The organism is Lysinibacillus sp. GbtcB16, assembly GCF_019091145.1.
Classification (GTDB): domain Bacteria; phylum Bacillota; class Bacilli; order Bacillales_A; family Planococcaceae; genus Lysinibacillus; species Lysinibacillus fusiformis.
Map to the genome: position 1 here is coordinate 2,171,807 of NZ_JAGXJV010000001.1, position 24,264 is coordinate 2,196,070.

A 24,264-nucleotide genomic window follows, 5' to 3' on the forward strand; every position below is an offset into this window, starting at 1 on the left:
AGTCTTCCCCCTATCTAATTGTGCGTTACAATAAAGATAAAAATTGGAATTGCAGGTGAAAAGTGTTGACATCTATTATACGTCAGATGCAAGAAAATGACATTACTTTTGTACAAGAAAATACTAGTCAAAGCCGGTATCATACCTCACTCTAACATTGCTTTAGTCACCGATTTTAGAGGGTTTTATTGAACTATTCTCATCAGCATGGATTGGCATATATTTTTCAGTCTTATGCATTCTGCTATTGCCCAGTACGCTACCACATGTTTTATTTATGTAAGATTAATTTGTTCGGCCTGAATAACAAGCGCTGTTAATCCTGTTGTACTGCCAGATTCATGTGCTTGTCCTTGTTGCCAAAGAACGCCATCTCCTGTTGCAATATCGACTCTTTTTCCATCCTCACCACAAACCCAGCCTTCACCTTGAATAACAATCAATAATTGTGGTACAGGTGCTTCATGCATGCCTACCAAACCATTTGGTTCAATATAGATAAAGCCGATATTCGTGGGAACTGCCGTTTTCATGATTTTTTGATAAAACGCATTTATGGACTCATAAGAGTGAATGTGATTCGCTAAATCTTGAGAAAAATGAAATAGTTGCATCTAATTTGATTCCTTTCACGCTAAGCTAATTCTTCCTGGGCAAATGCTAATAATGTTCCATCCTCTTTTTTAGTATAAAAAACAAATGCATCATAGCCATTTCTTTTTACCGTCTCCCAATCTGTTGTTTCACCATTCATTAACTGTACATTTCCTTGTTCATCGACCTCATAGTCATCCACTTCTTCATCATAATCAATGTTATAAAAAAATGATAAGATCACTTCAGTGGCGGGCATATTATATGACTGTAGAGGACGGTTGCCACGTTGTTCTTCTGTATAGTCATCACAAAACAACGCATTATAACCGTGTAGGGTCGCATCAAAAAGCAAAATTTCCTCTGCTGTTAATGGGTCCTTGGCAACGATTTTAGCAGTCGAACCTGAAATGAATGGTAAAACCTCCCCTTCTAAGGCTAATAAATCACCATAATACCAAATTTCAAATTGCGTGTTATTTGAAGTAGAGCAAAGCTGTAATTGCGATTCGACCCCTTCTGGCTGTTGAATCCTTGTTGTGAAATGCTGTAAATAAGTAGGAATAAGATTGTTCATAGTTGGCTTCACTCCCCTTTTATTCAATCCCTTTTCAGTATGATCATACATTATATATTACACAAAAAGAAAAGCCCAGAAAATTTCTGGGCTTGATGACACTTACTTTTCTAGCATGATTAAAACTGACGGGCCTTTGCTTCGCTTCGCAAGAGACGGTTATGAAGAGTGATCTCCGTTTCCCCGTTTACTTGCGATTTTGATCGCTTAATCCTTGACCAGTTGCGGTGGATTTTTTGAGATTTGGGGTCTAATTGTTCGAACCTACTCATTTTTCATCCTCCTCATCATTATAGATTTCATAAGTGAAATCTTTTTTATTATGACCAGCTAGCATGGAATTATACAACGCCTAAAATTACCGCTTACGTTTTCATATTATTTATTTTCTTGTAGCCAAGTTAACGCATATTGCACATATAATTCTGCTCCAATTCGCAAACCATCTTCGTCAATATCAAAATGACCATTATGATGTGCCCAGCGTGTATCTTTTTCTGTATTTCCAGAACCTACTAATGCAAAACAGCCTGGCACTTCATCTAAATAAAAGCTGAAATCCTCGCCACCCATCGTTGGGTCGTCTAAATGATAAGCTTCAGCACCAAAATGCTCCATTGCTAAACGTTCAACTAAGTCGGCACTAGCTTTATCGTTGTTGACGGCTTGAGTACCGTATTCATAAATAACCTCAGCTGTTCCACCATAGAGTATTGCAACTTGATCAGCATAATGGCGAATTTGCGCTTCCATATGCATACGTACGTCTTGATCGAAGCAACGCACAGTTCCTTCCAAAATAGCGTCTTCGGCAATTACATTGAAACGGGTACCGACATCCATTTTACCAATGGTTAAGACAGCTGGGCGAAGTGGATTGACTGTACGCGATACAACCGTTTGAACATTCAACGCAAAGGTCGAAGCAATCATCACTGCATCGATAGCATCATGTGGCGCTGCAGCATGACCACCCTGACCTTTGAAAGTTACTTTAAAAATATCAGCAGAGGCAAACGCAGGTCCTTTATTGCACTGGATTTTTCCTGTGTCTATTTGTGACCAAATATGAATACCGAATGCGTTATCTACACCTTCCATAGCGCCTTGCTCAACCATTGCTTTTGCCCCTGTAGCATCTTCTTCAGCAGGCTGGAAAATAAATCGAACTGTCCCTTCTATTTCGTCACGGACTGCATGTAAAGTTTTAGCGGCAATTAATAGCATGGCTGTATGGGCATCATGACCACATGCATGCATCTTTCCATTTGTTTTAGATCGATATGGAATATCCTCTCGAATTTCATAAACGGATAAGGCATCCATATCCGCTCGTAGGGCAACCGTTTTTCCTTCCTTGTTCCCTTTTAATTCAGCAATAATACCTGTGGGTTCTGTTCGTCTATAAGGAATACCTAGCTTATCTAAATAAGCTGCTACAAAATTCGTTGTTTCATATTCCTCCCACGAAAGCTCCGGCTCACTATGTAATGTTTGACGAATTGCCACAAGCTCACTGTTAAGATCAGCAATGATAGGTTTAATATTAGTCATGATTACTCTCTCCTTTTTTATAGCCAATTGACGAAAATACCCGCTAAAATAACCGATGTTATGGTTACACTAATGAAGCCTCCAACAAGCATAGGTGGCAGCATACGACTTAGCAGCATTTCACGCTCTTTTTCATCCGTCGTCGATGATTTCACCACTTCATTCGTTAAAATATAATCTGCGGGGAAACCATATAGCGCTGTTAAGGAAACCGCAAACGCTAAGTTCGGGCTAACTTTTAATATTTTCCCTGCGATGAACGAGAAAATATACATGCCGGCTACAGCTAGGACAATCGAAACAACTAACGGAACAATAATGCGCATTAGCATTTCAGGGGTTGCCTGTTTTAAGCCGTCGAATATAAAGAGCATTAAGCCCATAATGGCAAAGCCAAAGCCATTTGCTTTTTGTAACGGTTGCTTTTCTAAAAAACCGATTGTTGAAGCAAGTACACCAAACACTAAGCACAGTACTAGCGCATTAACTGTCACAATTGGAGCTAATACGGTCGATGTACCGTAGGCCAATAAACCAATAAGCGCTAAACGGAAAAATTTAAAATATTCTGTATTATAATTGGCAGGCATCTTCCTAAATAATTTAGGCTGTTCAGTAGCAGCGTTTTCTTCTTCCTGCACTTGTGAAATCGTATGTAGCTTACCTTGTTGGTGTTCTTTTAATAAACGTTTTGCTTCACGTTTTAATACAATTGAAGTAATCGGATAGCCTGCAAATCCTTGAATGACATAAATAACAATTGCAAAAACTGCTAAATCCTCTAAGCCAGCAGCCGAGGCACCTTCTGACATGACTAATGCAGCCACAACTCCTCCAACCAATGGTGGAACTGCCACAATCATTGTTTTCAAATCAAAAATCATGGCGCCAATGGTAAATAAAATAGCAATAATTCCTACAATACCGGCCAATGAAATGACAATTGCCTTCCACTGGTTTTTCAATTCCTTGAGTGACAGAAGTGTCCCCATATTGGTAATTAATAAATACATTAACATCGTGGCAACTACTGGACCGATCCCGGCAATACTAACAATATCTTTCGGGAAAAACGTCCAATAGCCGATTAAAAATAATACCGCACAGACGAACACAGATGGAATCCAAGCCTTTGTTCTTGTTGCGACAATATCTCCGATGTAAAGAATAGCAAGTACTATCGTCAGTGCTAACATTTGAGACATATTAAATAATTCTCCTTACCTATTAATTTTTTAATGTCCTCTATAATAATACTTATTATTCTAAAAATTCTATTTTTACAGAAAAGAAGAAGAACAGCCCTTTTTCGAGCATATTTGTGACATTAAATTTACAGTTTCCTAAATATTCAGTTTTTTAAGTATTGATAAAAAGTAGAACCTTGCTTAATAGGCTCTACTTCATGTCATAAATTCTATGCTATTAATATTATAAAATAGTCATACAACATGCAATTATTGTCATTAGGACCAATCTCAGCATAGACCCTCCTCTAAAACAAGCCACCGAGGAGGGTTTATGTTAAAACAAATTCAGGTTATGTTGGTCACTGTTTTTTCTCTAATAAAACGTTGACAATTTTATCAAGCTGAAGATCTAAAGAGTATGGATCCTCCATGACGAATTCATCATCGAATTCACCATACATATAAACATGGCCATTTTTCACTGCTGGGGCTCCTTGCCAAATAGGGCTGTTCAATATCTCCTCTGCATCTTCTTGCGAATTCACATAGACAAATACATGATCGCCTAAATACTCGGGCAGCACCTCTAGCGAAATATTTTCAAAGCCTTCTTTCATATTTAATGCTTGTTCTGTAGGAGGTAATTTCAACATCTGATAAATGGTATTACTACCATAATTCCCACCCTCAGCAGCTAACACAAACAAACCTGTAGGGCTTAATTGCACAATTGATACCGTTTCTCCTTCCTTAATGATGCCTTTTATTTGTTTTCGAGCATCTTCTACCTTGCGCTCATATCCTGTTATCCATTCCTCCGCTTCTTGCTCTTTACCAAATACTTCAGCAATTCTTCTGAATTTTTCCAAAGGCCCTGCCGTTGAAAGTTCTTCCCAATACGGGATAAAAACTGTCGTTCCTATTTTTTCGTATTGTTCAATATTTTTTTCGATTGATCCAATAATTAAATCGGGCTCTAACATAATGAGTTTTTCTGGGTTCATTGGAAAGTTACCCAAGTTCTCAATTTTATCGAGTGTTTCTTGCGGAATACCTGATTTTTTTATCCACCCTTCCGTTAACATTCCTTCACGAACCCCGATTGGTATAATGCCTAGCTTTAATAGTTGTCCCATATATTGATCAGCCGCTACACGCTGTGGCTGTGCTGGAATTTCAACATCACCTCTTGGCGTAGCAACAATTCTTGTTTTCCCTTCCTGCATCACTTCTTGCCCACTATTCGCCTTTGTTTCTTGATTGGCAGCTGGTGTAGCCCCATTTGTAGTTGTTGCATTTGAGCATGCAGCTAATAATAATGATAGACACATAAACAACGTCATGGCCGTTACCTTCATGTTTTTAAACTTCGACATTTCGCTTGCTCCCTTTCGTTGATAATGATTTTCAATTTCATCATCAATATACCATTCGATAGGATTTGGGAGAATAGCATATCTTCTTCTCCAAAATGGCAATTCTTCATCTTCGCTTTTTTGTTTCCATGCTTTTTTAAATTGAGCTGGAGAAATGCCCTTATGTCGTTTAAAGCTTCGACTTAATGAATAGCCATCTGGATAACCAACATGATCAGCAATATCCTGCAATGTCGCATCTGTTTGTACTAGCAATTTCGCTGCTTTATTTATACGCATGACACCCAAATAATGAATCGGGCTAGTATGCATTTTTTCTTTAAATAACTTAGATAAATAACCTACACTACAAGATAATTCCTGAGCCAGCTTTTCAAGCGTCAATGGCCTCTGATAATGTTCCTCAATATAGCGAACGGCTTCTGTAACTATATCTGGCTTTATAGGGTGAATTCCCTGGTTATGCATTTGTCGTAGTAATTCATAAATATATTGATAAAACAATGCTTTTATATGTAAACGTTTCAGCTCTTTTTCATTGGGTTGTAGCCAAAACGTATTCATTTGCTCCACTTTATCAAGCAGAGTAAGTGGATTAGCTGGTGCGAAAGCATACTGGTATTGAAACGGATTGTCGTTTTCCAACAAAGCTACAATTTCTTGTCGATTCGGTAACGGTAGAGTGGTTTTATAGAAAATCAGAAAATAATCAAATTCCTTCTCTGCTACAATCTGTATACAGACACCTTTTCCTGCATGAAAGGCATGAAAGGATTGTACTAAATGCCTATTTTTATCGACCCATATTTGAGCATCGCCTCTTTTTGTATACAGAAAGGCATTCATAGGCAATGGATAAGGGCCGAATGCTTCTCCTTGTTCCATCATTGTAAAACGTATATCCATGATTTTAATGTACGCGTGATTCCACAAAAGTATATGGTCGCTTAATTTCATTTAGTTCAAGCACTCCTTCTAGTTTAACCATTGACATGGCTCTAGTTTAACAGAATTCCAGATAAATGATAATGATTCTCACACAAAAAGGACTTGTCATTGTTGCGATCAAGTCCTTCTTTGTATTTTTTATTTTTTGAATCGATTACCTGTGTTCATATAGATCATTAAAAAAATCGTAAGCACTACAAAAAGAACAAGACCTACAATAAATAACCACTGTGTTTGAAATAGTTCATTCAGCACCCATAAAAGTACACAAAAACAGTAGCCATACATCATCTTCCCCATAAATTTTGCAAGTGCTATTTCGTCATACGTATCTTTTTCGTCTTGTGACATTGTGTTAAAGCCAGCAATTAGAAAAGTTCCTTTCCCCTGTGATAATACAAGGGCAAAGATGAGAAATGGAAGCATGATGATTAAATATACAAAAACACCCAAAGTGACTCAGCCTACTTTCCATTAATAAATTGTTGAATAGCTGGTAGTAAATCTTCATGTAGTGGAAGTGTTGGGTCTGCATAGGTTGCTAAATTCGCGGCATAGTCTTCTGGTGCCTTTTTCAACACATGGTTCATTCCCTCCATATAAAGAAGCTTTGCATCAGGGTTACCTTTCTTTAATGCCTCTGCATCGACTTCCTTCACTTGTAAATCAGTCGTTCCTTGCACAAGTAGTACAGGACTCTTTACTTTTCCAAGCTCTGTGGCTGGATTATACTTTAACACGGAAATAAGGAAAGGCTGTACAGAAGGACGGAAGACTGCTTGTAATTCTGGCGAAATATGTTCCACTTGCGTTCCTTGCTTTAGAGCTGCCAAAATGTCCTTTGATTCTTTGAATAAATTTGGTGCTAGTTGACTTTTTAATTGCTGCACTAAAACTTCATCCATTGGACGTCCAGCACCTGCAATCGAAACAAAGGATGCTACTCCTGTTTTTTGAGCCGCTAATAAACCAATTAATGAACCTTCACTATGTCCAATGACATGAACACTTGTATAGGCTTTATTAGCCTGCAATGATTGGATGATTTGCACTGCATCTTCAACAAAATGGTCAAACGTCACATCTGCTTCTTTCGTCAAGAGTGCTTGATTATCCCCAATACCTCGTTTATCATAGCGTACAGTTGTGATTCCCTTCTGAGCCAAACCTTCAGCAATCATTTTTAAGCTATTATTTTTACCAGCTAAAACTGAATTACCATCCTTATCTGTCGGTCCAGAGCCAGCAATAATAACTGCGACTGGTGATGGAGATGTCGTATTGGCTTTTTGAAGAGCCACTATGAGGTCACCTTGCTGAACTGGAATCTTTAATGTTTCATAAGTTACTGGTTCCTCTTTATATGCTTGTAATATAAGTGGGAAGTTCCCACCATTTTGTTGAAATGTAGCTTCTATTTGTTCATTTTTGAAAGTACCATTAATAGCAATTATTGATCCGTTTAAATGAATGGAAACGGTTACCTGATCACCTGTATATTTCACACTCTGCAACGGGAAATTAGATAGGCCCTGAGCTGGCACGGATAGAGTACCACTATTTTTCTGTAAATCAACAATGATTGGTAGCTGTCCATTCGGTGTTTCAATATTGCCTTCCCATTTTCCAATAAACTGTTCGTTCATGGCACTTTCCCCCTTGGTCTCTTTATTTTCTACAAGCTCTTCCTTTTGCCCACAGCCAGCTAAAAGTAAAAGCGTACAGCATAACACAAACAATTTTTTCAATTTACTCTCCCTTTCTATGTCAAACTTACTAATAAAATTGGCCATACTGCCCTACTGATTGTCATGTAACACCATTTGTTTGCAAAATTGACTATCCCATCAATGCCTTATTGTTCTTAGCTTACAAGGATGGATCGTATGTATTGGAATAAAAAATGCCCTTTTCCAAAGGTGAAATAGTGGTGCCAAAAATGCCTACTATTTATAAGCATAATACCCCTACTTCCATTGTTTTATAATTCACTGGATTAATTACACAGCTATTCCATTCGATAGGCTAATGGACACCAAACAGAATCTGTTCTATATAGAGTAGTACAGATTTTTTTCATTGTCAAATGTAGGGATTATTGTAGTTTCTCCACCTCCCCCATGAAAAAGCAGCATAAAAAAGGATCCAGAAAAATTCTGGATCCATGGACACTTATTGCTTCTATTTGATTTTTTACTGGGATGGTTTACGCTTCACCTTAATCTACAGTGAAACAGAACTCTGCTTCACCTTTAGGCTTAAGTTTTAAGAAGCTTCAACCATCAACAGCTGTGGCGGACTTTCCTGAGATTCTTGGTCTTTGGGTGTTTGACTATTACTCATTCTGCATCCTCCCCATCAGGTTAGATTAATAAGTGTTTCCGCACTTATTATGAACCATTGTCCATTCGTTTATGCATGATTATTTTCTTTACCGTTTAAAACTAAAAATAATAGTACAACTCATAATTCTAATTTCTTCTCAACTTTTATGTCATTGTTCCTTGGCTTATTTGTTGTAGCTGTTCTTCTCCCCATTCACAAAGTGCATCTAAAATAGGGATTATGGATTTCCCTTTTGAAAACAAACTATACTCTACCTTTGGAGGTATTTGAGCATATTTTTTACGAATAATTAGGCATTCTCTTAGTGAACGTACTAGGAAATCGGCTTTTTCTATTTACTAATTTGTTTAGCTGAAATACAAAAACCCCAATTCCGCGTCTCCAGAATTGGGGATTGTCCTTCACGTATGTAAGGTACTCTTTTTCATGTCACCCTCTGGTTTTGTTGAAAAAGGATAAGGTTTTCATAGCGCCTCACAGGACAGCTTTAATGAATATCTATGCAAAAGTCACGAGGACATGCACGCAAAATTAATGTTGGACAGCTAGACAAGCTTGGGCTTTTTCAATTTGAATTTTGACTTGGTCAAAGCCAGTTCCCCCAAGGGAGTGACGGCGTCGGACAGCCGCTTCTGGCGTTAACACCTCATAAATATCCGAATCAATTAGCTCGCTTTCACGCTTCATCTCATCCAATGGTAAATCTAATAAGTAAATGCCTTTTTGAATACATGTGAACACAAGTTTACCTGTCACCTCATGTGCCTCACGGAAAGGCATACCTTTTGTAGCAAGGTAATCAGCTAGCTCGGTTGCGTTCGAGAAGTCAGCATGAACAGCTTGCTGTAAGCGTTCCGTATTGACAGTCATCGTACGAACCATACCTTCAAAGATTTTCAGAGAACCAAGAATCGTATGCACTGTATCAAACATGCCTTCTTTATCTTCTTGCATATCTTTGTTGTACGTTAATGGTGTTCCCTTTAAAACCGTTAACAAACCCATTAGATTTCCATAAACACGCCCTGTTTTGCCTCGAATGAGCTCAGCCATATCGGGATTTTTCTTTTGTGGCATAATGGAAGAACCTGTTGAAAAGGCATCATCCAATTCGATAAATTTAAATTCATCTGTAGACCATATAATAATTTCCTCAGCAAAGCGCGATAAATGAGCCATTAACAAGGATGCATTGCTTAAAAATTCTACAATAAAGTCACGGTCGCTTACAGCATCCATCGAGTTGGCATAAACATCATTAAATCCTAGCAATTCTGCTGATTTTAAACGGTCTATTGGGAATGTTGTCCCTGCCATCGCTCCTGCCCCTAATGGCAAAATATCAATGCGTTTGATGGATTCTGTGAAGCGTTGCTTATCACGCTCTAGCATCCAAAAATAGGCCATTAAATGATGGGCAAAAGAAATGGGCTGAGCTCGTTGTAAATGTGTGTAGCCCGGTGCAATCGTTTCAATATGCTCCTCGGCTTGGACTAATAAAGTTTGTTGGAATATAGCAATTAAATCAATTGTTTCCTGGACACGCTTTTTCAAAAAGAGATGCATATCCGTCGCAACTTGGTCATTACGGCTACGTCCTGTATGTAGTTTGCCACCAACAGGACCAATTAAATCAATGAGCATCTTTTCTAAATTTAAGTGTATATCTTCATTAGCAATGCTAAATTCAAGCTCACCTGCTATTGCCTTTTCTTTCAGTTGGGCAAGACCACTCAGTATGGCCTCTACATCAGCTGATGGTAAAATCCCTGTTGCGCCTAGCATTGTGACATGTGCAACACTACCTTCAAGGTCCTCTAGCACAAGTTGTTGATCAAAGCCAATGGATGCACCGAATTCATCTACCCATGCTTCTGCTGATTTTTGGAAACGTCCACCCCAAAGTTTTGTCATGTCAGCTCACCTTTTCCTTTATTACTTTTCAAAAGGTGTAGGGCAAGCACAAATGCTTCACCCCACCCTGCTTATTACGATTACTTTTTATTAACAGCTGAGTTCACTACAGTTGGTAGACCCCATAGTTCGATAAAGCCTACAGCGGAAGCGTGGTTGAATTGATCTTCCTTCGAATATGTGGCTAATTTTTCATTGTATAGTGAATTTGGTGATTTACGTCCTTCTACAATGGCATGCCCTTTGAATAATTTCACACGCACTGTACCATTCACATATTGCTGTGATTGGGCAAGGAATGCCTCAAGTGCATCACGTAATGGAGAGAACCATAAACCATCATAAATTAATTCAGATAGTTTTTTCTCAATGACTGGCTTGAAGTGGGCTAATTCTTTGACAAGTGTTAAATCTTCCAGCTCCTTATGAGCCGTTAACAGCACCTTAGCGCCAGGAATTTCATAAACCTCACGAGATTTAATACCTACTAAACGATTTTCAACGTGATCGATACGTCCAATGCCATGTGCACCTGCTACTGCGTTTAATTCCTGAATTAAATCAGCAAGCTTCATTTCTTTGCCGTTTAAAGCAACTGGTTTACCAGCCACGAATTCGATTTCCACATACTCTGCTTCATTTGGTGCGTTTTCTACTGAAACGGTTAAGCCATAAGCTTCTTCTGGTGGAGATACCCATGGATCTTCCATAATGCCCGCTTCATTCGCACGACCCCATAAGTTTTGGTCAATTGAAAATGGAGAATCTAATGTCGCAGGAATAGGAACATTATGTTTCATCGCATATTCAATTTCCTCATCACGGCTCCAGCCCCACTCACGAACTGGTGCTAATACTTCTAGATCAGGATTTAATGCTTTAATAGAAACTTCAAAACGAACTTGGTCATTTCCTTTTCCTGTGCAACCATGAGCGACAGCATCCGCACCTACTTGGTTCGCAATCTCAACTAATTTTTTCGAAATTAATGGACGAGAAAGAGCTGACACTAATGGATACTTTTGTTCATACCAAGTGTGTGCTTGTAATGAGATTAATGCATAGTTTTCAGCAAATTCATCCTTTGCATCCACCATATAAGATTCAATCGCTCCTACTTGTAGAGCTTTGTTTTTTACAAACTCCAGATCTTTCCCTTCACCAACGTCAAGACATACTGCGATAACGTCCCAACCTTGTTCTTTTAACCATGGAATTGCTACCGAAGTATCAAGTCCACCTGAATATGCTAGTACAACCTTTTTATTTGCCATAAAAAATGCGCCTCCATTGCTCTATAGATATGTATGTTTATACATTCAATTAAAAGTTTATACACGAATAGTATCATGTTATAAAAATAAAAACAAGTGTATTTTTATAAATTAATAGACTTTTATTTTTCTTATAAAAAGTCAGCTTACCCATACATTACTCTTAAAGAAATCAATGATATATACTCAAAAAAAACGCTTTTTTACTATAGACATAAATGTATACTGTATAAATTACAACAAAAAAGAATCCAATGTATAAACTGGATTCTTATGACACTACTAATGGATAAATAAACAAACTATCCATTTTCATCTTAATGGGTCTTTGGGAGCCAATTGATCAATTGTTTACAAGCGAGAAGCGCACCCGGCGGTAGTGTGGAAATCATCACATTGGCTTTATGATGTCATTGGCTAGGTTTATTAGACCAAACCTTATTTGGATTCATCAGTATAAGTAGAAAGGCTGCTATTGAATACAGGATAGCGTTATACATCATTAAAATAATTAAATTATCGTTTATAATGCCTATAAAAAAATTGAAGAATTGATGGATCATTATAGGAATGATTAAATTTTGATTAATTGTATAGAAGGCTGTCATAATAATGGTCGTAGAAATGATGGAAAGCATAAAGAATATGATGTATTTTAGTAGCTCCAGCCCTGTAAGTCCTGTTGTGAACCAAATAGGTAAATGCCAAATTCCCCACCAAAATCCTATGATGATTGCAGATTGTAATGACCCATATTTCTTTTGGAGCTCAAGCAACGCAAAGCCTCTCCACCCTAATTCTTCTCCTATAGGTCCTGACAATAGATTTTTAAAGAAAAAATAACTAAGCATTCCCCAAGAGGAAATAGTCAAGATAGCATCAGCTTGAGTATTTTTCATAACAAGAAGTAAGATGATCATAAAGATGGTGGCTTGAATAAGCAGAGCAGAAAGAATGACAGAAAATCGAAGCTGATTTTTAAATTTTTGTTTCACGAAATGTAAAAAATGCTGCCCTGGATAAATTTTTGAAAATAGTATGGCAAAGGCAAAAGTCGATGACCATGCAGATAGACAGCGTACTATATCGAATACCCAGGTAGGAAAGCCTAACATTTTAACGGCTCCTACAAGGCAAAAAAGTGGCAAAAAGATGATATTAGTCAGGATAATGAAACTCGCTACAGGTCTTTTTAGCTTCTTTTTTTTGTTCATATCATAAATCCCCCGTTTCGTTCTGAATACTTTCAGCTTAAACCTGGGGGTTGCTCACAGGTCAATACATATTTCCATCTATCACTCTATTTTATGGGAACATACATTTCTAAAAAAATTCGTTCTAGTCCTCCCTCGAAAGTGGCTAGTAATAAGTTAATATAAACGAGACCTAAAAGCTCATAGCCATTTTCTTTAGCTACTCTTCTAATTGTCGCCTCCACTTGGTCGTCTGTATTATTGCCACCCGTTGACCATCTTCCATCTTCAATGACCGTATATAAACAGGTAGGATGATATAAAACTTGCTCTTCTAACGTTTCCTCGTTTTCTTCTAGCTTTCGCACAATCATAAATTTTTCTTCCTGCATGCCTTGTTCATTAAACTGTATTACTCTTCTTAATGATGTCAGGATAACCGCTTTTTTTAAACTGTCTGTGTTTTCTTTAAGTGCGTCATATTCTTCATAAGCTGTATAATGGTCTATTACGCCTACCATGGCTAGAGGTTTCATTTCTTTTATCGTAAAGGTACCTAAGTATTGTTGAATTTTTTGGCAATCCTCTTGTGCATTTTGGAGTTTTTTTAACAGTAGGTTTTTATAGGCTATCTCCTCTAATACCTGTTGTTCTTTCTCCTCTAATAGGTGTTGGATTCCCTCAATACTCATGCCTTTTCTTACTTCTTGTATTCGTTTAATTTCTAAATCCAATTCTCGATAAAAATTGACGGTTGTTAAATGATATATATCCAATTGATTGTATGTTCTATAGCCATTCTCACTATTTTGTTGAGGCTTAACCAATTCCTTTTCCTCATAATATTTGATCGTATCTCTAGAAATGCCTAAAAATTTTGCCACTTGTCCAATTGTATACATAATACCCCCCTTTTCTTAGTCAGTATGAAAAAACTGTAGACATGAGAAGTACATGCTTACAGTTAGATGTTCATTATTTTTTATGGAAAAATGATTTCCCTAACAACTCAATAGTTGCAGGTGCCAGTGCATACAGTTTACTTGATAGCCCCATGATTTTTGGGAGGTTGATCTCTCGAACTGGGCGCTCAATTGTTTTAATTGTCGCCTGTGCCACTTCATCAGCTGATAATAAAAATCTACCTAAAGATTCGCGATAGCCACTTTGATCATTGGCCTTGTCTAAAAATGGTGTATCAATCGGTCCAGGGTGAATAGCCGTTACTTTTACATGATAGGGCGCAAGCTCCATCCGTAGTCCATTTGTAAATCCTACAATCGCATGCTTGGTAGCTGCATAAACACTTGCTTTCGGAGTGGCGACCTTGCCAGCCTGAGACCCAATAAAAATCAAATGCCCTTGATTTCGCTCCATCATCGTGGAAGCTAACCGTTTAGCAAGGTAAATAGGTACACTAATATTTAATTCAATCATTTGTGCAATATCCTCATCCATTAACTTTGGAGCCTCAGCAAACTTTCCAACACCAGCTGAAAGGATGGCAACATCAATGGGTGGAAGCTGCGCACAAACAGCGTCGAGTGTATGTAAATGGGTTAAATCAGCTTGAATGACTTTGGCTCCCAAACGTTCTAAAACTTTTAAAGCTACAGCATTGCGGCCTGTAGCATAAACGGTATGACCCTGCGCTACTAGTAACTCCGTTATTTTTAAGCCTACACCACTTGTTGCCCCTGTCACAAAGATCGTCTTACTATTCATATATAGTCCTACTTTCTTTTAAATAAATAGATGCCTTTTTCTGTCTTCGTTGAAGTAATATAATTATTTGCCTCTAAATAATCTAAATGCCCCAATGTTTTGGATAGAGTTAAACCAAGCATATGCTGGAAGATAGCTGGATACAATCGTTTCGTCACTTGCACAACTGTTAATTGATCATCCCCTAGTAATTCACAAACTTTCATGGATTGCTGATGCTGTCTTTCTAGTCGTTTATCAATTAAGATTGGAATGTCTTGTAGTTCAGCCCCATGTCCTGTATACATCATTTTGACAGGTAATTGGCGTAAAATTTCTAGCGATTCGTTATATTGTAATAATGATTTTGTGCGTCCCAATGAATGATCTAATGGTGGCTCAATTAAAGGGTTCGGCGTTATTTTTTCAAGTAATAAATCTCCGCCAATCACATGATGGGTTTGTTCATCCCAAAAAATAAAATGGCTTTGTGCATGCCCTAATGTTTCAATTGCCTTTAATCCTGGATGCCCAGGTACTTCATCTCCATCCGCCAAAATTTGTGTCAATGGACGTTCACCTACAAGCTCTAATTCGCGACGAACATGAACGCTTTTAGCAATATACTCTTGTGGCACCCCATGTTCAAATAAACGTTCACTGTAAAATTGCTCGTGATAACGTAAAAACTCCTCGTCATGACGAAGCCACTTATCATTATAGGCATGGCCTAAAATTTCAGCATGTGGAAATGCATCGACCCATCCCGCATGATCAGGGTGATGATGGGTGAGCACAACTTGTTCAATATCTCGCATATCGTAGCCTGCGGCACGAATTCCCCATTTCAGAGCATCATAGGCTTCTACCGTTTTTGGTCCAACATCAAAAATGCTAAGTGCATCACCTTTCACAATAAATGCATTGACATCTCCTACTTCATAGGGTGTTGGTATTTCTATTTTGTATATAGACAAAGTTGTCTCCCCCTTTTTACTCGCTAGTGAATACTGATTCATTCTATTTTACAAGTTTTTTCTGTTTTCGTCATCTTCCTGTTGACAGGTAGCTCATCCATCACTATAATTTTGAATAATCTAATTATTAATGTGCGTTGAAGAAGCCGAGTACGTAATTGGTGAAGGTGTTAGAGAGTGTTACATTTGCTGAGAGTAACATCACCCACTCCCATTACCGAACCTATTTCTGAGCAGTTATGCAAACATAACCGTCTCCCTTGCGATAAAAGGGCTAAGAGTTGTGCCAACATTGGCAAACAAAGGTGGTACCGCGGAAACAAAAGCGTTTTCGTCCTTCTAAATAAGGACGAGAGCGCTTTTTTATTTTGAACTGGAGGTTTTATTCATGAAAAAAATTTTATTTATCGGTGCGGGCTCAATGGCAGAGGCATTGATTCAAGGGTGGATAAAGCAAAAGGTATTTTCACCACAGGAAATTTACGTCACCAATCGCTCTGACAAAGAACGTCTACATTTTTTACAAGAAACATATGGCATTCACTGCATGTTTGATCAGGTCATTTTTCGTCAGGCAGATCTAATCATTTTGGCGATGAAGCCAAAAGACGCAATTGCAGCAATGCGGGAGTTAAAACCAAAAATCACAGCACAGTCTGCGATTCTGTCCATTCTAGCAGGAATTGGGATAGGGACGATTACTGAACTTTTAGGGAGCCGTCCAGTCGCACGAGTGATGCCTAACACGTCTGCCACTATCGGTATGTCCGCAAGCGGCATTGCATTTAATAACGAAGTATCTACTGCACAGCGTATTCTTTTTCTCCAGTTATTAGAGGCTGTTGGCTCCGTTATTGAAGTCGATGAGGATCAATTACATGCAGTCACAGCCCTTTCAGGTAGTGGTCCTGCTTATATTTATTATTTAATGGAAGCGTTCGAGCGTGTAGGAACAGAGGTAGGTCTATCCAAAGATACAGTACGATTATTGATGACACAAACTCTTGCTGGTACTGCTGAAATGCTCAAGCAATCCGTAGATGAACCGGATGTCCTACGCAAAAAAGTAACAAGCCCTGGCGGGACAACTGAGGCGGGGATTCAAGCGCTAGAGCAGTATCAATTTAATGAGGCGATTGAAGCTTGTATTAAAGAAGCAGAAGCACGATCTCGTTCACTTGCAAATGGATAACATTAGGTGCAAAATAAAGTTTATCACTAGGAATTAGGGGGCTTTATTTTGAGTAAATTATTCGAACCTTATCAATTACAATCGATTTCCTTAAAAAACCGTGTTGTCATGGCACCAATGTGTATGTACTCAGCCGAGGATGATGGTATGGTCACACCTTTCCATCAAGTCCATTATGCGACACGGGCAGCTGGGCAAGTAGGATTAATCATTTTAGAAGCTACGGGTGTTGTACCAGAAGGTCGTATCTCCAACAAGGACTTAGGCATTTGGGATGACGCGCATATTGAAGGCTTACGTCAATTAGTAGAAGGCATGAAAGCATATGGGGCTAAAACAGGCATCCAGCTTGGTCATGCCGGACGTAAAGCAGCAATAGATGGCGAAATTTTTGCCCCATCAGCAATTGCCTTTAGTTCAGACTATCAAACACCAACAGCCATGTCTGAAGAGGACATTCATCATGTGATTGAAGCGTTTAAACAAGCGGCTATTCGTGCTGCAAAGGCAGGCTTTGACGTACTAGAAATTCATGGAGCACACGGCTATTTAATCAGTGAATTTTTATCGCCTGCTACGAACAAACGTGAAGATCAATATGGTGGCTCACAGGAAAATCGCTACCGTATATTGCGTCAAATCATCGATGCCATTCGCAGTGTTTGGGATGGGCCATTGTTGGTACGTGTTTCTGCAGAAGATTACGCAGAGGATGGCACTACAATGGAAGATTTCATCGTCTTTAGCCGCTGGATGAAGTCACAAGGGGTAGACCTTGTAGATGTATCAACAGGTGGCGTTGTCCCTGCTGCTATCAATGTTTTTCCAGGTTACCAGGTTTCTCATGCAGAAGCCATCAAACATGGAGCTGATATCCCTACTGGTGCAGTGGGTCTTATTACAACAGCCATTCAAGCCGAAGAAATTTTGCAAAATAACCGTGCAGATTTAATTTTCTTAGCTCGTGTATTACTCCGTGAGCCGTACTGGCCCCTCCATGCAGCTAAAGAATTAAGCGAAGAACTGCAACCACCCGTACAATATGTTCGTGGTTGGTAATCCTCGTTCCATAACAAAACAGCTTGTGCGTTCACAAGCTGTTTTTTAATTAGAACAGTGGATTTTGTTTGATTTCTTCATCAATAGCCTGTACTAATGCCTCCGCATCATCCGCAGTGACGATTTCTCCGTTCACAATAGCAAAAATACCTTGCTCACAGATGTCACAATGCGATGTACAACCCGATTCCTCCATCTCAATATCTTCACGTTCTAGTAAGACATCATATGCATCTGCCGCACCTAACGATAAATTCGTGATGCAAAACTCAACTCTATTTTTTAATGGCTGTGAATCTTTCTTCTTTTTAAAAAGAGAAAATACCATGTTTATTCCCCCTTACAAACTATTATCTATCATACCATAATGGGTCACTGTCTATGAAAACCCTTACAAACAATTCACTCAGATTCCCCTCATTTTTGAACATCATGTGAATTATAAATAATTTCTAGTTAGTAATAGCTCTAGTAAGTCATTTGGAACATTTGTCGACTCTTTATAGAACAAGTATACGGGTACATTTGGCAATGAAAAACCTTCAAACGGTACAATATTAAAACGTCCCTCCATATGCTCTTTTCTTACGATCATACGAGGTAGAAAAGACATCCCTAAGCCGTCTTTGATTAGTCTTTTTACGACATAGGATTGGGAAATTGATACTTGCCTCGTTAACATATAGTTTTCTCTTAAATTATGTAAAAGCTCATTCCAAATAGTTGGGTGATGATGCGTAAATAATGTATATGTTTGAAATAGCTCTTCATAATCGATGTAAGCCCCTGTTTCATCGTCATAAGCATCTAATGGAATCACTAATTCTAACGGGCTTTCAATAAGCAGCTCTTGATGCCAATGTCGATAGCGAGTTGGTAATAAGGAGATACCTATATGCGCTTGATGCTGATGAACTAAATCTTCAATTTTAGCTGAATCCTCCACTAAAATCGAAATTTCCAATGCAGGGTGATCATTGATAAATTGATACAAAACATGCGGTAAAATGGTTTCCACCATTAAAGGGGTCATAGCGATAATAATCTTTTCATGAATGCCTTTACTGACTAAACGAATACGTTCAATACTTTGCTCCCACTGAAGGACCATTTGCTGTGCCTCTAGTCGAAAAAGCTTCCCGGCTTCAGTTAATTGGACACGGTTTCTTTCACGCTTAAACAATTGAACATGCAAAAATTCTTCTAACTGTTGAATGTGAACGGTGATACTTGGCTGTGAAAGATGAAGTTGTTGTGCCGCTGTTCGAAAATTACAAGTTTGAGCCGCTACAATAAAGGACTGTAACCATTTAAACTCCATGTTTTCTCCTCCTTGATTACTATTTTTGATTAAGTTCATTACATATATTTAATTTACTAAATTATACAATAATAATAGACTGACTATTAAATAGATGATGCAAAAGGAGAGATATACATGTCTTATGCTACATTAAGTCGTCAATTTCGAGTATTTGCCGAACAGGAATGTGTAGACTCTAGCCCCCTGTATGAACATTTAGCTAATAATATTGCTGTGGATGAGGAGCTTTTAGAGATTGCCTCCATGATTCCACCCAATCAACCAGCACCCAATTTATTGTTGGCGGCTGTGCAATATTTATTGGGTTCCTTGAAAGATCCTTTAGCTAAGTATTACGCGTCTCTTACGGCAACTCCACTTCCCATTCAAGGGGTTTACCCTGTCTTTAAGGCATTTGTAATGGCGCATACAGCACAATTAAAGTCATTGTTTCAAGAAAAACTTGTCCAAACCAATGAAATTCGACGTTGTGCCTATCTCTATCCTATGATGACTGACATATATCACAAGCATCAACGACCATTAGCCTTCATAGAAATAGGAGCAAGTGCTGGACTTCAGCTTGGTATGGATCACTACAATTATTGCTACAATCGTCAATTATCCATTATCAATACGAGCAATGGGTGTACCATATCCTCAGAAAACCGAGGGGAAACACTTCCTGCGACTGTGTCTAAGCCACCTGTTGTTTGTCGAAGGATTGGCATTGATTTAAATCCTATTGATCTCCGGCAAAAGGAAGAAAGTCAATGGCTGCAAGCTTTAATCTGGCCTGAACACCACGAACGTCGATTGTTGTTGAATGAAGCTCTCCCTATCTTTGGTCAATTAGATATTCAGTTAATAAAGGATGATGCAATCCAACTGATCCAAGAGATTAGTCAAACAATTGCGCAAGAGGCAATGTTAGTCGTTTATCATACACATGTCGCCAATCAAATGCCATTATCATTACGGATTGAATTAATGGAGCAGTTAAAGGAAATAAGCATGGTGCGACCTCTTTATCATTGCTATAATAATCTATTTGACTTACAGCTACATCAAGATTTTATGCATCTTGGCACCATTGAGCCGATTCGTACAATGGAACGACCAGATGGGCATGCACGCTGGTTTAAATGGGCCAACTGCTAGCATGTACAATAAAAAGAAACGCTGTGCCCTATTGCTACACAGCGTTTCTTTTAATCTTTAAAAATCGTATTCAGCATCTTTTTTCGCACGAATTTCTGCAAATGCGTCTGTTACCATTACAGTGTCCTCTGCTAACCGTTCAAGACGGAAAAGAACATCATCATTGACAATTTCTTTGCGTAAAAAGTCTTTTTCTTCTATAAATACATAGGTTGGCACAATATGGGCCTTCATGTAAGCTAGAATCGGCTTTAATTGCTGCTCCACCATCAAGTAGTGCTTCGACGTACCTGCTGTGACCACAACACTGACCACTTTATCGCGAAAGGCATTGACTGGTAATAAGTCAAAGATATTTTTCAATGTTGCTGGAATGGATGCCTGGAATGTTGGCGTACCAATAACAATAGCATCCGCAGCCATGATGGTTTCTGTCACATATTTTGTATCGCCCTCATAGTCAAAATAATTACGTCCATCACTAAATACTAGTTGATAGTCAGCGAGATCCAGAAGCGTCACTTCATGCTCCGGGTATTTTTTTTGGACCATTTCGACAAATTTATGCATAGCTGTTCTTGTTTTTGAGCCGATAATAGAACCGGCAAGTGCGACAATTTTCATGACTGTTCGCTCCTTATTTTGCTGTATATTTTTTCATTGCAGGAATAATATCATTACCGATCATTTCAATATTTTTCATGATTTTATCGAATGGCACGCCTCCAAAATCAATTTGAGCCATAAATCGTTGCATGCCATAAAGCTCATATTGATAAAGTAATTTCTCAATAATTTGCTCCTTGCTTCCGACCATTAACGCATCCCGTGTATCTGTTGCTTGTGCAAATTGCTGCTTTGGATAGCCTCCCCCACGTATCGCTTGGAAACCACCATTTAAATGTGGATACATCCCTTGCAATGCCTCTTTTGTTGTATCGGCTACATAAAACAAGCTTGTTGTGGCAACTGGCAATTCATTTGGATCAAAGCCTTGTCGCTCTGCCGCTTCTCGATATGCATCCACTGATGGCTTAAAGTTCGCAGCCGGCCCACCAAGAGTCGTTAACATCATGGGAATTCCCATATATCCTGCTTTGATGGCACTTGCAGGTGGACCTCCGACAGCACGCCAAATCGGTAAGGAGCCACTTTTTGGCTGTGGTAAAATTTGAGCGTGATGAAGTGGAGCACGGAACTGTCCTTCCCACGTTACAAGCTCCTCTGCATTGATTTTCATGAGTAGCTCTAATTTCTCTTCAAAAAGTTCTTCATAGTCATGTAAATCTACACCGAGTAAATGGTAGGCACCTACTCGGGAACCACGACCTGCCACAATTTCTGCGCGACCATTCGATAATAAATCAATAGTTGCAAAATCCTCATATACACGTACAGGATCGGAAACACTCAGCACAGTAGCAGAGCTTGACAGCTTAATTTTTGATGTCGCTTGTGCTATGGCGCCCAACACGACTGTATGTGCTTGCGTTGTAAAATACGATTGATGACTTTCGCCTACTCCAAATACATCAATACCCGCTTGCTCCGCTAATTGACTAGCTTCAACTATTTCTTGTAGTCGTTGCTGCGCAGAAATTCGTTCTCCTGTTAGTGGGTTGGGAATATGGTCTCCTAAAGAATACAGCCCAAATTCAAGTCCTTGTGATTGATCAATACGATATTTTTCCATTATGACTTATCTCTCCTTATTCAAGCGGCTCTAAAATCGCTTCAATTTCTGCTCGTTTTTCTTCTAAAAATGGCGGAAGATCTAGCTCTTTTCCTAGTTCATCTACTGTGGAATCCACCGTAAACCCTGGGCCATCTGTTGCCATTTCAAATAGAATTCCGTTACGATCTCTAAAATAAAGACTTTGGAAATAATAACGATCGACGACACCTGTACTAGTCAACCCTAGTTCTTTAATTTTTGTATCCCATTCTTGAAGCTCCTCCACCGTTGCTACACGTATAGCAAGATGGTGAATACTCCCTTTTCCTGGCTTTTCGCTTGGTCCTTCTAATTCTTTAACAAGAATTTCTCCAAGTACTTCTCCCTCTATCGATTGCAGAACTGTCCCTTGGTCATTTTCTGCAACAACTGTATAGTGAAATAAATCTTGTAGTAAATTTACAGTCCGTTGTAAATAACGCACCGTAATTTCAACTGTACCCATTCCTAAAATGCGATGCTCTTCAGGGATTTCATTGCCATCCCATGGTTGCCATTGAGTTGGCGTTTCCTGACCATGATGATTTAATAACACCATTCTCAGCCCTTCTTGATCTTCAAAAAATAAGGCATCTTTCCCTGCATATGTGGTGATGTCACTATGTTCAACCTCAAGCTCTTGAAAGCGACCTTTCCAATAAAGTAAACTCTCATAGCTTGGTACAAGTAGACCAATACGTGTTATCGCATTAGTTCCTCGCACTGTACGGCCCGCAACAGGCATCTCAAAAAATGTTAATTCGGTTCCCGCTGAACCTGTTAAGTCCCCATAAAATAAATGATACATAGATGGAGAGTCTTGATTCACAGTTTTCTTCACACGTCGTAACCCTAAAATTTTTGTGTAAAAATGATTATTTTGTTTTCCATTTTTCGTTAGCATGGAAATATGATGGTGTCCACTTAATTTGTTCATTCGCTGCTCCTCCTCGAACTCACTTGACTACGCAAGTGATAGCGTAAAAAAAATTACGCTTGTGGCAATTTTTTTTCCTGACTATGCTTTTCCAGCTTTGTCATGACTTTATATAAAGTTTTCATTTCTTCATCTGTTAATACATCTTCAAAAAATGAGGATTGGAAGTGAAGCTGACTAGGTGTCGCTGCATCAATCATTTGCTCCCCTTTTGCCGTCAACGAAATCGCCTTCGTCTTCCAATTTTGCTTACGCTCAATGAGTCCCTCTTTTTCCAGTCTTGCTAGCATGCGAGACATTCCACCTTGTGTGACTGTTACCTTCTCTGCTAGTTGACATTGTGTAATAGGTGCATAGGTTTTTATTTGGATTAGCACATCAAATTGTGCAGTTGTTAAATCAAAACGTTTTAAAAATTCATTGGATAATTGATTACTTTGGGCTGTAAAGCGCATCATGCGAATCCAGGTTAAAGTACCTAATGTATGATTTTTCACGACTTTATCCTCCCTTCTGTTATCACTTTACCACGCAAGTGATAAAGTAGCAAGGAAAATATCTCGAATCTGAGATATTAACTACATAGGGAATGTCCCTATATAATGCCATGTGTGGTAATAGGATATAAATTGCCTTTAAAAGCAAATGATATTCTCCCTGTTTCTTCTGATACGACCATAACAAGTGCATCACTTACCTCACTTAATCCCAATGCTGCACGATGTCTAGTGCCTAATTTCCTTTCACCTGTATAACGTTCAGACAGTGGCAATACATTGGCAGCCGATTCAATTTGATTATGATTGACTAATACAGCTCCATCATGAAGAGGATTGCCCGGAAAAAAAATAGATTCTACTAATGAATGGGTTAAGTCAGCACCTATATGAATACCAGGCTGAACTAGATTCTCCAAAGCGTCTTCCCGCTGGATCACAATTAAACCACCATGTCTTCTCAGCGACATATTTTGTACACTATGCGATAGTTCTGGATACTTTTCAGTAAACGGGGAAAGATAACAATTTAAATAAAATGTGGCTGCTTTCATTTCTATTGCCACAAATTTTTCTTTAATTTTTTCAAAATTGCCAAGGAGACAATTTGTATCTGTATCCATCTGTTGAACACTTTGCTGTAATGACATAATCACTTGGAGAAGCTCATCTTTTAATGTTTCTTTCATTGGTGAAAAATCACAATTTATTGAATTCACAAAAGGCACCTCTCTTTTTTATAAAAGCTTTTCTC

24 protein-coding genes and 1 pseudogene are annotated in these 24,264 nt (G+C 38.6%); 3 read left to right on the plus strand and 22 right to left on the minus strand.

All coding sequences use genetic code 11. The features are described 5' to 3' along the window. Window positions 1–275: 275 nt before the first annotated feature. The 15 genes and pseudogenes from KVT27_RS11105 to KVT27_RS11175 all read right to left on the minus strand — a co-directional run bounded on the left by KVT27_RS11105 (window position 276) and on the right by KVT27_RS11175 (window position 15,689). On the minus strand, window positions 276–614 hold the full coding sequence (locus KVT27_RS11105) for a cupin domain-containing protein (RefSeq protein ID WP_036126755.1): 339 nt from the start codon (window positions 612–614) through the stop codon (window positions 276–278). Window positions 615–634: 20 nt separating this feature from the next. Continuing rightward, a complete protein-coding gene (locus tag KVT27_RS11110; protein ID WP_036126756.1) occupies window positions 635–1,171 on the minus strand; it encodes a hypothetical protein in 537 nt (178 codons plus the stop codon). A gap of 119 nt (window positions 1,172–1,290) precedes the next feature. Beyond that, complete coding sequence (locus tag KVT27_RS11115) at window positions 1,291–1,443, minus strand: YpzG family protein (RefSeq protein WP_004231380.1); 153 nt, start codon at window positions 1,441–1,443, stop codon at window positions 1,291–1,293. A 106-nt stretch (window positions 1,444–1,549) separates the two neighbouring features. Next, window positions 1,550–2,728, minus strand: a complete 1,179-nt coding sequence (locus KVT27_RS11120) for an amidohydrolase (RefSeq protein WP_217581394.1) — start codon at window positions 2,726–2,728, stop codon at window positions 1,550–1,552. 14 nt (window positions 2,729–2,742) lie between these two features. Further along, a complete protein-coding gene (locus tag KVT27_RS11125; RefSeq protein ID WP_036148918.1) occupies window positions 2,743–3,930 on the minus strand; it encodes a hypothetical protein in 1,188 nt (395 codons plus the stop codon). A 344-nt stretch (window positions 3,931–4,274) separates the two neighbouring features. Next, complete coding sequence (locus KVT27_RS11130; RefSeq protein WP_082011561.1) at window positions 4,275–6,197, minus strand: AraC family transcriptional regulator; 1,923 nt, start codon at window positions 6,195–6,197, stop codon at window positions 4,275–4,277. A gap of 180 nt (window positions 6,198–6,377) precedes the next feature. Then, window positions 6,378–6,692, minus strand: coding sequence for a DUF3784 domain-containing protein (locus KVT27_RS11135; RefSeq protein ID WP_051998130.1), 315 nt, complete (start codon window positions 6,690–6,692; stop codon window positions 6,378–6,380). An 11-nt stretch (window positions 6,693–6,703) separates the two neighbouring features. Then, a complete protein-coding gene (locus tag KVT27_RS11140) occupies window positions 6,704–7,987 on the minus strand; it encodes an alpha/beta hydrolase (protein WP_217581293.1) in 1,284 nt (427 codons plus the stop codon). Window positions 7,988–8,728: 741 nt separating this feature from the next. Continuing rightward, a pseudogene (locus tag KVT27_RS11145) lies at window positions 8,729–8,878 on the minus strand (winged helix-turn-helix transcriptional regulator); the annotation flags it as partial. A gap of 238 nt (window positions 8,879–9,116) precedes the next feature. Further along, on the minus strand, window positions 9,117–10,499 hold the full coding sequence (gene argH / locus KVT27_RS11150; RefSeq protein WP_036126767.1) for an argininosuccinate lyase: 1,383 nt from the start codon (window positions 10,497–10,499) through the stop codon (window positions 9,117–9,119). Between the two features lie 80 nt (window positions 10,500–10,579). Further along, window positions 10,580–11,773, minus strand: a complete 1,194-nt coding sequence (locus KVT27_RS11155; RefSeq protein ID WP_036126768.1) for an argininosuccinate synthase — start codon at window positions 11,771–11,773, stop codon at window positions 10,580–10,582. A gap of 410 nt (window positions 11,774–12,183) precedes the next feature. Next, the gene (locus KVT27_RS11160) at window positions 12,184–12,987 is read right to left on the minus strand and encodes a CPBP family intramembrane glutamic endopeptidase (RefSeq protein ID WP_036126771.1); all 804 of its coding nucleotides are present in this window, start codon (window positions 12,985–12,987) and stop codon (window positions 12,184–12,186) included. A gap of 86 nt (window positions 12,988–13,073) precedes the next feature. Then, window positions 13,074–13,868, minus strand: a complete 795-nt coding sequence (locus tag KVT27_RS11165; RefSeq protein WP_036126773.1) for a MerR family transcriptional regulator — start codon at window positions 13,866–13,868, stop codon at window positions 13,074–13,076. 73 nt (window positions 13,869–13,941) lie between these two features. Continuing rightward, window positions 13,942–14,691 carry an SDR family NAD(P)-dependent oxidoreductase gene (locus KVT27_RS11170; RefSeq protein WP_036126775.1) on the minus strand — a complete coding sequence of 250 codons (750 nt, stop codon included), beginning with the start codon at window positions 14,689–14,691 and terminating at the stop codon, window positions 13,942–13,944. An 8-nt stretch (window positions 14,692–14,699) separates the two neighbouring features. Further along, window positions 14,700–15,689 (minus strand): MBL fold metallo-hydrolase, encoded by a 990-nt coding sequence (locus KVT27_RS11175; RefSeq protein WP_052059870.1) that lies wholly within the window; start codon window positions 15,687–15,689, stop codon window positions 14,700–14,702. 346 nt (window positions 15,690–16,035) lie between these two features. Here KVT27_RS11175 and proC point away from each other — a divergent pair, with 346 nt between their 5' ends. Next, window positions 16,036–16,839, plus strand: a complete 804-nt coding sequence (gene proC, locus KVT27_RS11180; RefSeq protein WP_036126779.1) for a pyrroline-5-carboxylate reductase — start codon at window positions 16,036–16,038, stop codon at window positions 16,837–16,839. A gap of 48 nt (window positions 16,840–16,887) precedes the next feature. Continuing rightward, window positions 16,888–17,898 carry an NADPH dehydrogenase NamA gene (namA, locus tag KVT27_RS11185; protein WP_008178311.1) on the plus strand — a complete coding sequence of 337 codons (1,011 nt, stop codon included), beginning with the start codon at window positions 16,888–16,890 and terminating at the stop codon, window positions 17,896–17,898. 49 nt (window positions 17,899–17,947) lie between these two features. On the opposite strand, the gene KVT27_RS11190 is transcribed toward namA, so the two are convergent. Both KVT27_RS11190 and KVT27_RS11195 read right to left on the minus strand, forming a co-directional pair. Continuing rightward, entirely contained in the window at window positions 17,948–18,226 is a 279-nt protein-coding gene (locus KVT27_RS11190) for a YuzB family protein (protein WP_081937113.1), read from the minus strand. Window positions 18,227–18,337: 111 nt separating this feature from the next. Continuing rightward, window positions 18,338–19,219: a LysR family transcriptional regulator gene (locus KVT27_RS11195; RefSeq protein ID WP_217581294.1), complete on the minus strand. Its 882-nt coding sequence runs from the start codon at window positions 19,217–19,219 to the stop codon at window positions 18,338–18,340. A 117-nt stretch (window positions 19,220–19,336) separates the two neighbouring features. Between KVT27_RS11195 and KVT27_RS11200 the strand changes: the two genes are divergently transcribed. Continuing rightward, entirely contained in the window at window positions 19,337–20,362 is a 1,026-nt protein-coding gene (locus KVT27_RS11200) for a DUF2332 domain-containing protein (RefSeq protein ID WP_217581295.1), read from the plus strand. 57 nt (window positions 20,363–20,419) lie between these two features. On the opposite strand, the gene KVT27_RS11205 is transcribed toward KVT27_RS11200, so the two are convergent. The 5 genes from KVT27_RS11205 to cdaS all read right to left on the minus strand — a co-directional run bounded on the left by KVT27_RS11205 (window position 20,420) and on the right by cdaS (window position 24,229). Continuing rightward, the gene (locus KVT27_RS11205; protein ID WP_036148925.1) at window positions 20,420–20,986 is read right to left on the minus strand and encodes an NADPH-dependent FMN reductase; all 567 of its coding nucleotides are present in this window, start codon (window positions 20,984–20,986) and stop codon (window positions 20,420–20,422) included. Window positions 20,987–20,999: 13 nt separating this feature from the next. After that, the gene (locus KVT27_RS11210) at window positions 21,000–22,055 is read right to left on the minus strand and encodes an LLM class flavin-dependent oxidoreductase (protein ID WP_036221810.1); all 1,056 of its coding nucleotides are present in this window, start codon (window positions 22,053–22,055) and stop codon (window positions 21,000–21,002) included. Between the two features lie 16 nt (window positions 22,056–22,071). Beyond that, window positions 22,072–23,013, minus strand: a complete 942-nt coding sequence (locus KVT27_RS11215) for a ring-cleaving dioxygenase (protein ID WP_036148929.1) — start codon at window positions 23,011–23,013, stop codon at window positions 22,072–22,074. Window positions 23,014–23,066: 53 nt separating this feature from the next. Then, on the minus strand, window positions 23,067–23,471 hold the full coding sequence (locus KVT27_RS11220; protein ID WP_216604582.1) for a MarR family winged helix-turn-helix transcriptional regulator: 405 nt from the start codon (window positions 23,469–23,471) through the stop codon (window positions 23,067–23,069). A 137-nt stretch (window positions 23,472–23,608) separates the two neighbouring features. Continuing rightward, window positions 23,609–24,229 (minus strand): sporulation-specific diadenylate cyclase CdaS, encoded by a 621-nt coding sequence (gene cdaS / locus KVT27_RS11225; protein ID WP_080709156.1) that lies wholly within the window; start codon window positions 24,227–24,229, stop codon window positions 23,609–23,611. Between the last annotated feature and the right edge of the window lie 35 nt (window positions 24,230–24,264).

Coding starts and splice junctions, on each gene's coding strand:
- KVT27_RS11160 (WP_036126771.1), bottom strand. CDS start 12,987: ATGAACAAAAAAAAGAAGCTAAAAAGACCTGTAGCGAGTTTCATTATC.
- KVT27_RS11115 (WP_004231380.1), bottom strand. CDS start 1,443: ATGAGTAGGTTCGAACAATTAGACCCCAAATCTCAAAAAATCCACCGC.
- KVT27_RS11165 (WP_036126773.1), bottom strand. CDS start 13,868: ATGTATACAATTGGACAAGTGGCAAAATTTTTAGGCATTTCTAGAGAT.
- KVT27_RS11175 (WP_052059870.1), bottom strand. CDS start 15,689: ATGAATCAGTATTCACTAGCGAGTAAAAAGGGGGAGACAACTTTGTCT.
- KVT27_RS11125 (WP_036148918.1), bottom strand. CDS start 3,930: ATGTCTCAAATGTTAGCACTGACGATAGTACTTGCTATTCTTTACATC.
- KVT27_RS11105 (WP_036126755.1), bottom strand. CDS start 614: ATGCAACTATTTCATTTTTCTCAAGATTTAGCGAATCACATTCACTCT.
- KVT27_RS11220 (WP_216604582.1), bottom strand. CDS start 23,471: ATGATGCGCTTTACAGCCCAAAGTAATCAATTATCCAATGAATTTTTA.
- KVT27_RS11155 (WP_036126768.1), bottom strand. CDS start 11,773: ATGGCAAATAAAAAGGTTGTACTAGCATATTCAGGTGGACTTGATACT.
- KVT27_RS11170 (WP_036126775.1), bottom strand. CDS start 14,691: ATGAATAGTAAGACGATCTTTGTGACAGGGGCAACAAGTGGTGTAGGC.
- KVT27_RS11130 (WP_082011561.1), bottom strand. CDS start 6,197: ATGGATATACGTTTTACAATGATGGAACAAGGAGAAGCATTCGGCCCT.
- KVT27_RS11210 (WP_036221810.1), bottom strand. CDS start 22,055: ATGGAAAAATATCGTATTGATCAATCACAAGGACTTGAATTTGGGCTG.
- KVT27_RS11205 (WP_036148925.1), bottom strand. CDS start 20,986: ATGAAAATTGTCGCACTTGCCGGTTCTATTATCGGCTCAAAAACAAGA.
- KVT27_RS11195 (WP_217581294.1), bottom strand. CDS start 19,219: ATGGAGTTTAAATGGTTACAGTCCTTTATTGTAGCGGCTCAAACTTGT.
- KVT27_RS11110 (WP_036126756.1), bottom strand. CDS start 1,171: ATGAACAATCTTATTCCTACTTATTTACAGCATTTCACAACAAGGATT.
- proC (WP_036126779.1), top strand. CDS start 16,036: ATGAAAAAAATTTTATTTATCGGTGCGGGCTCAATGGCAGAGGCATTG.
- KVT27_RS11200 (WP_217581295.1), top strand. CDS start 19,337: ATGTCTTATGCTACATTAAGTCGTCAATTTCGAGTATTTGCCGAACAG.
- KVT27_RS11215 (WP_036148929.1), bottom strand. CDS start 23,013: ATGAACAAATTAAGTGGACACCATCATATTTCCATGCTAACGAAAAAT.
- KVT27_RS11190 (WP_081937113.1), bottom strand. CDS start 18,226: ATGGTATTTTCTCTTTTTAAAAAGAAGAAAGATTCACAGCCATTAAAA.
- argH (WP_036126767.1), bottom strand. CDS start 10,499: ATGACAAAACTTTGGGGTGGACGTTTCCAAAAATCAGCAGAAGCATGG.